11 protein-coding genes are annotated in these 13477 nt (G+C 43.6%); 2 read left to right on the top strand and 9 right to left on the bottom strand.

Annotated elements, in window-relative coordinates; genetic code table 11:
• The 3 genes from QZ076_RS15850 to QZ076_RS15840 all read right to left on the bottom strand — a co-directional run.
• Window positions 1–1257 (bottom strand): Mfa1 family fimbria major subunit (locus tag QZ076_RS15850; RefSeq protein WP_293714660.1); only part of this gene is annotated, 1257 nt, incomplete at its 3' end.
• A gap of 39 nt (window positions 1258–1296) precedes the next feature.
• The gene (locus QZ076_RS15845; RefSeq protein WP_293714659.1) at window positions 1297–2805 is read right to left on the bottom strand and encodes a DUF3868 domain-containing protein; all 1509 of its coding nucleotides are present in this window, start codon (window positions 2803–2805) and stop codon (window positions 1297–1299) included.
• Between the two features lie 7 nt (window positions 2806–2812).
• A complete protein-coding gene (locus QZ076_RS15840; protein WP_293714658.1) occupies window positions 2813–3379 on the bottom strand; it encodes a DUF3575 domain-containing protein in 567 nt (188 codons plus the stop codon).
• Between the two features lie 522 nt (window positions 3380–3901).
• On the opposite strand from QZ076_RS15840, the gene argS reads away from it, so the two are divergent.
• Window positions 3902–5695: an arginine--tRNA ligase gene (argS, locus tag QZ076_RS15835; RefSeq protein WP_293714657.1), complete on the top strand. Its 1794-nt coding sequence runs from the start codon at window positions 3902–3904 to the stop codon at window positions 5693–5695.
• A 76-nt stretch (window positions 5696–5771) separates the two neighbouring features.
• On the opposite strand, the gene topA is transcribed toward argS, so the two are convergent.
• On the bottom strand, window positions 5772–8126 hold the full coding sequence (gene topA, locus QZ076_RS15830; RefSeq protein WP_293714656.1) for a type I DNA topoisomerase: 2355 nt from the start codon (window positions 8124–8126) through the stop codon (window positions 5772–5774).
• A 157-nt stretch (window positions 8127–8283) separates the two neighbouring features.
• Between topA and QZ076_RS15825 the strand changes: the two genes are divergently transcribed.
• On the top strand, window positions 8284–8547 hold the full coding sequence (locus QZ076_RS15825; protein ID WP_293714655.1) for a tetratricopeptide repeat protein: 264 nt from the start codon (window positions 8284–8286) through the stop codon (window positions 8545–8547).
• Window positions 8548–8566: 19 nt separating this feature from the next.
• On the opposite strand, the gene QZ076_RS15820 is transcribed toward QZ076_RS15825, so the two are convergent.
• The 5 genes from QZ076_RS15820 to lgt all read right to left on the bottom strand — a co-directional run bounded on the left by QZ076_RS15820 (window position 8567) and on the right by lgt (window position 13474).
• Window positions 8567–9607, bottom strand: coding sequence for an alpha-L-fucosidase (locus tag QZ076_RS15820; protein WP_293714654.1), 1041 nt, complete (start codon window positions 9605–9607; stop codon window positions 8567–8569).
• Between the two features lie 94 nt (window positions 9608–9701).
• On the bottom strand, window positions 9702–10301 hold the full coding sequence (locus QZ076_RS15815) for a porin family protein (protein WP_293714653.1): 600 nt from the start codon (window positions 10299–10301) through the stop codon (window positions 9702–9704).
• A 254-nt stretch (window positions 10302–10555) separates the two neighbouring features.
• Window positions 10556–11368: a glucosamine-6-phosphate deaminase gene (nagB, locus tag QZ076_RS15810; RefSeq protein ID WP_046148218.1), complete on the bottom strand. Its 813-nt coding sequence runs from the start codon at window positions 11366–11368 to the stop codon at window positions 10556–10558.
• A 24-nt stretch (window positions 11369–11392) separates the two neighbouring features.
• Window positions 11393–12586 (bottom strand): FprA family A-type flavoprotein, encoded by a 1194-nt coding sequence (locus QZ076_RS15805; RefSeq protein WP_293714652.1) that lies wholly within the window; start codon window positions 12584–12586, stop codon window positions 11393–11395.
• A 39-nt stretch (window positions 12587–12625) separates the two neighbouring features.
• Window positions 12626–13474, bottom strand: a complete 849-nt coding sequence (lgt, locus tag QZ076_RS15800; RefSeq protein ID WP_293714651.1) for a prolipoprotein diacylglyceryl transferase — start codon at window positions 13472–13474, stop codon at window positions 12626–12628.
• Window positions 13475–13477 lie beyond the last annotated feature (3 nt).

Here is a 13477-nt window from a genome sequence, read left to right as displayed (position 1 = left end):
AACCAACTTATAAGAATAATAACCTGAACCGATCTTGATCCAGTCTTTTCCGGAAATAACACTACCGGAACCATCTACATCGGTATCATTATTAGTTGTTCCATCATAAGAACCACCGCCCGGAAGTTTCAATCCGGTAGGTACAGTAGTTGCTTTCAACAACACATGCGTAGTATAAGCCTGGTAATTATCATCTTCTTCCTGTGTATTTTCCAGGCAATACAAAGCAGGGATCTTAGAGGCATTAGGATTCGTAGAAGGACCAGCCGTTACACCAGACCATGTCGGAGCAGAGGCATGAGTGTAATAAGTATAATTGTCCGTGTAAGGAGTAGTAGTTATATCCGTCATGCTCGTTTTCTGACCGTCATAATTCGGGTCTTTTCTGTAAGAACCGAATTCCCAGATATCGAACGGAGAGATAAAAGTGCCACGGGGAGAACCATCATTAGGTCCGGTTGTTCCGCCGCCTTCCATCCATGTTGCTGTTCTTTCAGACATCGGAAAATATTTCTTATTCGTCACATTCAATGCCCACCCTACAGTAGTGACATCGATACTATTTCCTGTATAACTGGCGTTTGCAAACAAACGTACTTTTGCAGCGACACGGTCGACCGTCACTTTCTGAGGTTTTGACTCCGCTTCAGCCGCAGTCGGATAGGTTACCAAATCCGTATCTACTACAGAAACCGGACTAGTCAATGTAACTGTTGTCGGTTCCAGCTGTCCTTTGGCATTCGTCATCATAAAGTAATTCTTACCTGAACCAATAACCGAAGTTACATCGGTAGTAGCTATCGCAGCGTTAAGGGTTGAAAAACTAGTTGCCGTACCCGCTACTAGTTCAAACTCAGGAGACGGATTTAATACAACCATAAAAGCTTTCGCAGTCTTCTTTACCTTAAATGCTTTTGTCGCGGTCCCGTCAGGTTGTCCCGGAGTTGAGATTTCGGGATCGGAAGAATCCCATTCCTTCGTTTCTACCACTCCCGGATTAGCATTATTTGACAAATGATCATCAAAGAAAACGATCATAATCTTTTCAACATTTGATTCATCCGCCGTACCATTTTCCTCATCCGGATTATTCAAGGCCTTTGTCCTTGCTCCTGTCTGGATGTTTAAAGACACCCAGGCTTCTCCGTCCGTATTGGTAGCGCCGTTACCTTCGTCTCCGTCGTCCGGCAGATTTTCACTACACGATGCAAACATCAATGCTGCAAGTGTGCACAAAAAATAATTCTTCTTTTTCATTAAAAAAACACATTTAATTAGTACTATTTACTCATTTATTTATCTCTTTCTATTTTCAATCTCAGCTATATTGGCTTTTTTCTTTTCCAGTTCTTCCAGATTTTCTTTGGCAGCTTGCAGACCTGAACCGGCAGCTGTTTTCAGATAATTCTCTGCAGATTCATATTCACCTTTCAGCAAAGCAACTACGCCCAATGAATTGAGATACTCCGGTTCTTTTGAATTAACTTTAGCAAGATAACGTTCTGTAGCCACCGGATCACTACGCAGCAGGGCTGCAGCTGCCGCGTTCATATTGGCGACTTCGTTTTCCGGATACATCCGCACGGCTATTTCAAAGACATCGACAAACTCCTGAGATCCGACCGGATAACTGTTAGCGACCATAAACATTTCATTCAAGCTCAGGTTTTGAGGGCGTTTTTTTATCACCTCCTTCGCTTCTTCCACATCGAAATTCTTCACATTGAAGTTTACTTTACAAACCGCAACACGCAGACGGGGATATACATTTTGTAACAGATAGCGGAAAGGTGCTCCTCCCTGCAATTGTTTCAACCGGGCTTTTCTTTCCGTATCTGACGGATGATTATCGATAATCGCCAGTATTTCGTTTTTATATTCAATATTGCCGGCATCAAGCACCTTTACCAATCCTTCCCAGTTCTCTCCACCGAAAACGGTATGATACTGATTGCGCGGAAAATCGTAACGTGATAACAGATAATCGCGTAACGCTATGGCACGCCCTTCCGACAAACGTTTGTTGTTTGCCAGCGAGCCTTCGGGAGAAGCATAACCGATAATATCCAGGTCTTTCACTTCGATGCTCGGATCAGATTTCAATTCGTCGATCATCGAACGTATCTTTGCCAACTCCTGCGGATTGTTCATATACTCAGGACGGATATTTGTTTTATTCACCTCGAAATCAAGGAAACTCTCCACCTGGATATCACGCCGTTTGACTGCTTCGACTACCGGCTTCACAAAAGCCAGGTGAGGTCGTACCTGGTAAGGCTCAGGAATATGTTCCAACGTAACTTTATCGGCTACCGGCTCCACCTTCATCAGTAAAGTCTCGCCGCAACCGCATTCATCCCGTTGCATATCCAGATGCGCATCGGCCATCCACGATTCGTACGGCAGGATATAACGGTATCGTATCGTTTTGTCGGTCGCTTTGTTTATCTTCTCAACGGTATACGGCTGTTTGTAAACAGCCCTTTCCCCGGCATTCATCAGCGAAAGCGAGCGTTCGTAGACCTTATATTCGTCTTTGCCCTTCATGGTAACTTCCGGCAAGGTTCGTGTATGTTCTGCGGAAACCAGTTGCGGTATCAATTCCACACCACGTGTCGATTTTACTTTTACTCCGCTCAGCACGATATCCATATCGATATAAAGAGAGTCGCCCAATTGCTCCAACCGTACGGGATTCACGGTAATGTTTCCCTCATAAGAGCGGGACTGCGCTTTCGCCTGAAAGCTATTCAGACCGGCAAAAACCAATACGCATATAATGATTTGTATATTTCTTTTCATCACTCTCCTTCTATTTAATCAGATAAATAATTGACAGGGCTGCTTTGGTCGGACCGAAATAATTCCGTCCGGTATCTTTCAGTTTGGAACCGCATTCGGCACAAGGATATTTTTCATATTCGATACGTGCATATCCCAAACCGATCGAAGCTTCGATGCTCCAACGTTTTTTCAATATCCAGGAATGTCCGACCGAAAAACCAGCACCATACAGATGTCCCTGATAGCGATTTTTCTGCATGTTCTCGCTGAATATACCCGGCAGGCCGCCCACATTGAAATCGGCATAATGGGCATGCAAACCGACAAACGTCCGGTTGAAACTTTCACAGAACCAATAGCGCAATTCCGGTTGTATCCCCCAGTGACGCAAACGCCTGCCGTTATCCGGCTTCCAGGGATTATAATTAACAGGAATATCCAATGTCCACTTACGTGACAAGCCGAACTCCAACCCCAGGTTCATGGTCGTAGTCGCATCATACAAAAGATTGCTTTTCACCGCAATTTTCTGCGCTTTACCCTCGGAGGTCAAACATCCGAGTATGAATAATATGAGTATAAATGCTCTTTTCATCTATATTATTTTTATTCCCGGACAATCCCATCCGAGTGATATCTATCTTAAATACAGTGTATTGCCATTCCTAACAACGATTGATAATAACTTGTACCCTATTAAATTCCAATCCACCGACTCAGGAAGCCATCGAAAGGGCAATGAAATCATACTGGAAACACTTTCTCTATCAATTACAAAGATCGTAGTATTCAAATAAATAATTATCCTATAATTGTTTCTGATATTATATCTCGACTTTCCAGACCACAACCCATGACAAATGAAAGCCTTTGGTTGTTTTCGCTATTCAAAACACAAATCATAAACAAACCGTTTTTTATCTATTATCGAAACGCAAATCCCCGTCTTGCTCATTTTATAAAAACAATTGCTTATTGCATTGAACCCCTTGTTTTCCTATGAAAAGTCTATCGAGCCATCGATAGCTAATTCAAAATCCCCCGGACGAAGGTTTTTAGAAAATAATCATGTACCTTTGCGGACAAAATAAAATCCGAATATTATAGAAGTAAGAATATGGTTATTGAACAGCAGATTACCGGTGCGATCATTGCCGGCATAAAAGAACTGTACGGAGCCGAAGTCCCGGCCAACCAGATACAGTTGCAGAAAACAAAGAAAGAGTTTAAAGGACATCTTACCCTGGTCGTATTCCCTTTTCTTCGCACATCGAAGAAATCACCGGAACAAACGGCACAGGAAATCGGCGAATACCTGCAGAAAAATGAACCGGCTATCGCTGAATTTAATGTGATAAAAGGCTTCCTTAACCTGACCGTAGCCGGCCCTTGCTGGATCGATCTGCTGAATAGCGTAAATGCACAACCATCTTACGGGATCGTACCGGCGACGGAACAATCGCCGCTCGTTATGATCGAATATTCTTCACCTAACACCAACAAGCCGCTGCACTTAGGCCACGTACGTAATAACCTGCTCGGTTACAGCCTGGCAGAGATCATGAAAGCAAACGGTAACAAGGTTGTAAAGACTAATATCGTAAACGACCGCGGTATCCATATCTGTAAATCCATGCTTGCCTGGCAGAAATGGGGTGAAGGCGTTACTCCCGAATCGTCCGGCAAGAAGGGCGACCATCTGATCGGCGACTTTTATGTCTTATTCGACAAGCACTACAAACAGGAGCTGAAAGAACTGGAGGCCAAAGGTCTTACCAAAGAAGAAGCCGAAGCACAATCCGGTTTAATGGCCGAAGCCCGCGAAATGCTTCGCAAATGGGAAGCTGGAGACGCTGAAGTACGCGCTTTGTGGGAAAAGATGAACAGCTGGGTATACGCCGGTTTCGATGAAACCTACAAAATGATGGGCGTAGACTTCGATAAAATCTATTACGAATCACAAACCTACCTGGAAGGAAAAGGCAAAGTGATGGAAGGACTTGAAAAAGGTATCTTCTACCGCCGCGAAGACGGTTCTGTCTGGGCCGACCTGACCAAAGACGGACTGGACGAGAAACTGCTGCTCCGTGCCGACGGTACTTCCGTATATATGACACAGGATATCGGTACTGCCAAACTGCGTTTCGACGATTACCCGATTAACAAGATGATCTATGTGGTCGGCAACGAACAGAACTACCACTTCCAGGTGTTATCTATCCTGCTCGATAAGCTGGGCTTCGAATTCGGAAAAGGACTGGTACATTTCTCTTACGGAATGGTAGAACTGCCGGAAGGAAAGATGAAAAGCCGTGAAGGAACCGTAGTCGATGCAGACGACCTCATGGACGAGATGATTAACACTGCTCACGAAATATCCCAGGAACTCGGCAAACTGGATGAAATGACGGAGAACGAAGCAGCCGATATCTCCCGCATCGTCGGTCTGGGTTCTTTAAAATATTTCATACTAAAAGTCGATCCGCGTAAGAACATGACCTTCAATCCGAAAGAATCGATCGACTTCAACGGAAATACCGGTCCGTTCATTCAGTACACTTACGCCCGGATCCGTTCCGTTTTACGCAAAGCAGCCGAACAAGGCATCACCTTACCGGAACAATTGCCTGCCGATACTCCTATTTCTGAGAAAGAAGAAGGACTGGTACAAATGATCGCCGACTATGCCGTTACCGTAAGAGAAGCAGGTAAAGAATATAGCCCGGCTTTCATTGCCAATTATATCTACGACCTGGTGAAAGAATACAACCAGTTCTATCACGACTTCTCTATCCTTCGCGAAGAGAATGCGGAGATCAAACAATTCCGTCTGGTATTATCTGCCAACGTGGCTAAGATTGTTAAATCTGGTATGTCGTTACTGGGTATCGAGGTTCCAGAAAGAATGTAAGAACGAGAATATCACTCATAAAAAAGGTTCCTGTTGAATTAATCGACAGGAACCTTTTTTATCTCTTGGTTTTCTATTATGCTTTCTTCTTTGTTGTCCGCTTTTTCGGTGTTGCCGGTTTTTCCGCAGCTTCAGCGATGATCTTCATACACTCTTCAAAAGTGAGCTTTTCCGGTTCCGTGACAGTCTTCGGTATCCGGTAATTAGCCTTTTTATACGTAATGTAAGGACCGTAACGACCGTTCAGGATTTCCAGTTCAGGATCTTCCTCAAACTTCTTCAGAAAACGCTGTTCGTCTTTCTTACGTTTCTCATCGATCAACCCGATCGCTTCCTCTACTGTAATAGATAGAGGATTCAGATCTTTCGGTATAGAGATAAACTTACCGTCATGACGGATAAAAGGCCCGAAACGTCCGACAGCAGCCACCATTTCTTTTCCTTCATATTCGCCGATCGTGCGGGGAAGATCGAACAATTTCAATGCCTCTTCGAGTGTGATAGTCTCGATCGACTGACCTTTCATCAAAGTTGCAAACTGAGGCTTCGGAGCCTCTTTGTCTTCCGTATGCGCCTGGCCGATCTGTACAACGGGACCATAACGACCGATCTTCACAAATACGGGGTTACCGCTTTTCGGATCGATACCTAATTCGCGCTCGCCTACCTTATGTGCAGTCTTTAATGCCGCGGTTTCTTCTACGATCGGATGGAACATCTTATAGAACTTGTCTATCGCCTTTGTCCAAACCATTTCTCCTTCCGCCACGGCATCGAATTCTTTCTCGACGCTGGCCGTAAAGTTATAATCCATTACAGACGGAAAGTATTCCATCAAGAAGTCGTTTACCACTGTACCGATATCGGTAGGCATCAACTTTCCGCGGTCTGCACCTACTATTTCTTTCTTTTCGGCATCTTTAATCTTGCCTTTAGCCAGTGTTACAACACTATAAACGCGTTCCGTACCTTCTTTGTCGCCCTTTACCACATATTCACGATTCTGGATCGTCTGAATAGTCGGCGCATAAGTAGAAGGACGACCGATACCCAGTTCTTCCAGACGGCGGACAAGGCTGGCTTCCGTATAACGCGGCGGACGTTGTGTAAAACGTTCCGTTGCCACGATATCATTCAACGTCAATACCTCGTGCAGTTCGACAGGTGGTAACAAACCGTTTTCCTTATCCTGTTCTTTGTCGTTATCATCGTCGTAGCTTTCGCGATATACCTGAAGGAAACCGTCGAAAGTGATCACCTCACCCACAGCCACGAATTTTTCTTTCTTATTATCGATACAAACGGAGATCGTCGTACGTTCCAGTTCGGCATCAGCCATCTGGGATGCGATCGTCCGCTTACGGATCAGTTCATATAATTTCTTTTCCTGTGCAGAACCGCTTATCTCCACATTACTTATATAGGTAGGACGGATCGCTTCATGCGCTTCCTGTGCACCCTTACTCTTGGTATGGTACTGACGGAACTTATGATATTTTTCCCCGTACGTTTCCAGGATCGCTTCTTTGGCTGTTCCCAGAGCCAGATCACTCAGGTTCACCGAGTCGGTACGCATATAGGTGATCAACCCGGATTCATACAAGCGTTGTGCGATCATCATGGTTTGCGACACGGAATACCCCAGCTTACGGGCCGCTTCCTGCTGCAAAGTGGATGTAGTAAAAGGTGGTGCAGGTGATTTCTTAACCGGTTTCTTAGTGATCTCGTCGATAGTGAAAGAAGCAGCCTTGCAGGACTCAAGGAACTCCATAACTTCTTTCTTATCTTTCAGACGCTTGTTCAGTTCTGCTTTCAGGACTGTTGTTCCGTCGGGAAGAATAAAATTAGCAATTACACGGTAAGCCGCTTCCGAAACGAAATCGTTAATCTCGCGTTCGCGCTCGACAATCAGGCGGACAGCCACCGACTGCACACGTCCGGCAGACAAAGCCGGCTTTACTTTTCTCCATAAAATAGGAGAAAGTTCGAAACCAACGATACGATCCAATACACGGCGCGCCTGCTGTGCATTTACCAGGTCGATATTGATATCGCGCGGCGTTTCAATGGCATGCAAAATAGCATTTTTGGTAATCTCATGGAAGACAATACGTTTCGTATTCTCCGGTTTCAATCCCAGAACCTCATACAGATGCCAGGAAATAGCCTCTCCTTCGCGGTCCTCATCGGATGCGAGCCATACCTGTTCGGCAGACTTTGCTTCGGATTTCAATTCGGACACCAGCTTCTTTTTATCAGTCGGTATCACGTACTGCGGAGCATAGTCGTGTTCTACGTCTATACTGAATTCTTTTGTTTTCAAATCGCGGATGTGCCCGTAACTCGACATTACCTTAAAATCTTTTCCGAGGAACTTTTCAATGGTTTTTGCCTTGGCGGGTGACTCCACTATTACCAGATTCTTTTGCATAATCACTTTTCACTTTTTAGAAATCGAGTGCAAACATACACAAATAATTAACGTAACCGTATATCAGTAACAAAAAAACAGTTTTTTAAACCGTGATTATTATGTATGTAACCTCTTCAGAATTATCTTTGTCCACAAAATATCACATTATTTCAACATGGAAACAATCAGACAACTTATCAACGATAATAAAACAGACGAAGCATTGCATTTGTTGGACGAATACATCAAAAAAAACGCTTCAGACGATGAAGCGTTTTACTTACGTGGAAATGTCTACCGCAAAATGGGGGATATTCGCCAGGCCCTGAACAACTATCTGACAGCCATCGAACTGAATCCGGATAGTCCGGCTCAGACAGCCTATAATGCGCAGATCAAAATATTAGACTTTTATAACAAAGATATGTTCAATCATTGAAAGACTGTTTCCGTCACTATTACCGGATAACCTTACGCAAGTCCTTCAGCAATCGGATATCCATGTCGCGTATCTTACCGTCACGTGCCGGAGGGCAGTTCAGAATAAGGATGTTATCATTTTTCGTACATTGACGGTATAACCGGGCTAATTCATCGACCGGCTTATATTTCTTATCCGTTGTATTATAGAACCAGCGTTCGCTAATACAAATAGTAGACTCCCAGGGCATATAATACTCTTTGCCGTCGTAGGTAAAGACTTTCGGATCGTTATCGGCAGGCAGATACGGGTCACCCAACCGGAAGTCGCTCGGAAAATAACGGATCGGATAGCCTGCTTTCTGATTTTCCGGTAATACAGGATGTGCATCCGGGTTATCCGGCAAACCGATACTCCAGTTTATACCGATCTGGCAATCCGGTTCTCTCGATTTGATCGTCTGATAGATTTCTTTTACCGGCCAACGATCGTTCTCTTTCTCCCATCCTCCATCGAACCAGAACTCTACGATATTGGTATAAGGCTGCACGATATCGATCAACTCATCTAACTGACGCAACATATATTTATTATATTCCGCATCCAGGCTCCTGTCTTTCACATCCGCATTGACTTTCCGATCCCACAAGGAATAATACAATCCCAGGCCAATATCATATTTCTTACATGCCTTGGCTATTTCTTCTATTACATTTGTCTTATTTCCGGAATTTGCCACATCGTATTCCGTATATTGGCTATCCCACAAACAGAACCCTTCATGGTGTTTCGCCGTAAGGATCACATATTTCATACCAGCCTCTTTAGCCACTCTGATCCATTGATCCGCATCGACAGCGGTCGGCTGATAAGAAGATGCCGGTTTCGAACCATCCGTCCATTCCTGATCATGAAAAGTATTGATCCCGAAATGAATGAACATACCGTATTTACGGGCAATCTGTTTTTGCTGTGCCGGACTTGGTTGTGTGGAAGGTACCGGCAAGATCTGTTCCTGTCCCCAAAGGATTTGCAGAGACAAGGTTAAAAGTAGAATAGTTACAATTGTTTCTTTCATGGTAGTAATATTTATACCACAAAAATAAAGATTCTTTTAAAGCCGGATTATCCAGATTTCGCTCTAAAGTTTGCACAATCCGGCTTTAAATAAGTTAGAAACGCCAACCGACGTTAAGCTGAAGTACCCCGTTACGACATGTTTCATCAATTTTTGTTCCCAGAAGAGAGGAAAACTTATCTTTATCGATTGTATTTGTCAAACCGATATTATAATTCAAAGATACAAGGAACCCCATAGGCGACTGGTATCCGGCTCCAAGAACAATTGCGAAATCTACTGTTTTAAATAAATCGCTACCTTCACTGGTAGAAACAGAGGTTCCCGACTGGGATGCTTTTATCTTAGAAGATACTTTAAAGCCCAACTGCGGCCCGGCAAACAGATTAAATCCTTCATATACATATCCTTTAAACAGGATAGGTATGTTCAGGTAATCATTTTTAATCTTCATCGTCGTACCACTTTCCTTATCCTTCGTTCCCTGCATTGAATAAAAGATCCCCGGCTCAATGGCAAAACGCTCAGTCATCATCACCTCACCGGCAACTCCTATATTCAGTCCCGGTTTCATACTACCATCAGAGTTTGTTATATTGGCCATGTTTAAACCAATCTTCGGAATAAAATGAAATTCCTGTGCACTTACCTGAAATGCCACGAACAGAAGTAATAAAAATGCAATCTTTTTCATACTACATAATTGTTTTAGATATTAAACACAAAATACTATCTCAACAAACTTAAACTATTTCATTCCCACAATGTCTGTTTTTACTCATAAACACAGACCAAAGATAAATACTTAAATTAAAACAGTAACAATAGTATTAACGCATTCTTCCTGTTTCTATTACAAACAAGACGAGAATTAACACATACAAAAAACAAAACCGGAAGGGGCTACCTTCCGGTTTTGTTTTTCTTATTAAGAAGCTGAAATGAATCTTACTTCAGCAAACTGCAAGGACAAAGATTATCTTTTTCGATATCTTTGAAGTAGTTGTATGTTCCGACTTTGATGTCAGCGCAAGCAGCTTCGTCGGCTACGATAATACCTTTCGGGTGCATCTGCAAAGCAGTGATTGTCCACATCTGGTTAACAGCACCTTCAACAGCCTGCTGCAAAGCACGAGCTTTGTTATGGCCGTTTACCATGATCAATACTTCTTTTGCATCCAGTACAGTTCCTACACCTACTGTTACAGAAGTCTTCGGAACCTTGTTTACATCGTTGTCGAAGAAACGAGAGTTAGCGATGATCGTGTCTGTTGTCAATGACTTTACACGTGTACGTGAAGACAAGGAAGAACCCGGTTCGTTGAATGCGATATGGCCGTCAGGGCCGATACCACCCAGGAACAAATCTACACCACCTACCGCTTTCATCTTTGCTTCGTAAGCAGCACATTCAGCTTCCAGGTCGGGAGCGTTACCGTTCAGGATATTCACATTCTCCGGCTTAATGTCTACATGGCTGAAGAAGTTGTTCCACATGAACGAATGATAGCTTTCAGGATGATCTTTCGGCAATCCTACATATTCATCCATGTTGAAAGTGATGATATTCTGGAAAGAGATAACCCCTTGTTTGTTCAGTTCGATCAGGTTCTTGTACATACCCAGAGGAGACGATCCCGTAGGCAATCCCAGTACAAAAGGTTTTTCTGCAGTCGGATTAGCTTTTTTAATCTTTGCAGCTACATAATTGGCAGCCCACTTTGAGAGTTGCTCGTAATCAGGTTCAATAATTAGTCTCATAACGTTTGTATTTTAAACAGGTTATTATATGTTTTTTAGTTTAGTAGCCATCGCTTCACCCAGAGCCCAGCACTCTTCGTATTTATCGGATTTCATTCCCTGCTTTTGTTCAACGGGGGCACCAACGGTTTCCCATTTCATCTTTTCACCGAAAGCAGTCAGGCGTTTAACGGCCGCTCCCGCCCAGGTAAAGGAACCGAAATAGCCATACAGACGGTTTTTCACCTCGCGCATTTCGATCTTGCTCAACACGGCTTCCACTTCAGGGAACAGGCTGTTCGAATAAGTCGGGCTACCGATAATAAGACCTTTATATTTGAATACATCCTTCAGGATATACGACGCAGGACTCTTACTGACATTATGTAATACGATATTCTTCACACCATGAGCCGACAAAGACGAAGCGATCGCTTCCGCCATCTGTTCCGTATTGCCATACATGCTGCCATAGATAACGACTACACCGTCTTCCCCTTCATAACGGCTCATACGATCGTAGATATCGATCGCTTTCTTTGCATACTTACGCCACACAGGACCATGAGTCGAACAAATCGTATTGATCCCGAGCGCAGAAAGCTTCTGCAAAGCACGCTGTACCGGATTTCCGTATTTGCCTACGATATTAGAATAATAACGGATCATCTCTTCCCAGAAATGATCGACATTCATTTCCTCATCGATCACACCGCCGTCGAGAGTTCCGTATGTACCGAAAGCATCAGCAGAAAATAACAGCTTATCTGTCGAGTCGTAAGTGACCATCACTTCCGGCCAGTGCACCATCGGAGCCATGTAGAAAGCCAACTGGTGATATCCGATATTCAACGTATCGCCCTCCTTTACTTCATGAAGTCCGGTCGTGATGCCATGATATCCGTCCAACATACCGAATGTCTGCTTGTTACCAACAATCTGCACATCCGGATATTGCTGGCGCAACAGGCGGATGCTACCGGCATGATCGGGCTCCATATGGTTGACGATCAGGTAATCGAGCGTACGGCCGTCGAGCGCATCAGCTATTTTTTTCAAAAATATATCGGAGTAGCAAACATCCACTGTATCTATCAATACAGTCTTCTCATCTACAATCAAATACGAATTATAGGAAACACCGTATGGTAAAGGCCACATATTTTCGAAAAGGGCCTTCTGACGGTCGTTTACTCCTACATAATATACTTTATCTGCTATTTCTTTTAATTTGTACATTCTGCAACAATTCAAAATTGACAATGGACAATTGACAATCTATTTTTTTATTTTTAATTCTTCGTAGTTATTGGGCTTTCTTGTCAAAGCTCTCCAGACAAACCAACAGCCCGCCAAAACAAACGGTATACTGAGCCACTGGCCCATATTCAATACCATATTATCCTCAAAAGCTTCCTGATTATTCTTTAAGAATTCGATGAAAATACGTGAACCGAATACACAAATCATAAAGACTCCGAATATAAGACCTTCACGTTTCCATTCTTTCTTTATAAAGTAAAGCCACATACAGATCGCGAACGTGACTAAATAACACAGTGCTTCATACAATTGGGTCGGATGACAAGGTACCGTAAAGACCGGCTCCGCTCCCATTTTCCAGGCATGTAGGTTCTCGATAAAACGGAATCCCCAGGGAAGATCGGTCGGATGACCGTAAATCTCATGGTTCATCAAATTACCTAAACGGATCATAGCCGCAACCAGACCGGTTGGAACCACCAGTTTATCAAATGTCCAAAGCATACTTTTGTGGGTGATACGTTTGGAATAGAAATAAATGGCTATTACGATACCTAATGTACCGCCGTGACTGGCTAATCCACCTTCCCATACTTTCAGTATTTCGATCGGATTGGCCAGATAATATCCGGGGTCGTAGAACAGGCAATGTCCTAACCGGGCTCCGATCACAGTACCCAACATGGTGTAGATCAACAAAGAGTCGATCCATGCGGGAGGAAGTTTTTCATTTTTCCACATCCGGCTCACGATGGTGTAACCAATCCAGAAACCGATTGCGAAAGCAAGTCCATACCAGCGTATTTCGCGTGAACCTATGGAAAATATGGCGGGGTCAGCCGTCCAGGTAATAAAATCGAGCATATT

This window comes from uncultured Parabacteroides sp., assembly GCF_905196875.1.
GTDB lineage: Bacteria > Bacteroidota > Bacteroidia > Bacteroidales > Tannerellaceae > Parabacteroides.
This window is presented reverse-complemented; position numbering and strand designations above follow the sequence as displayed.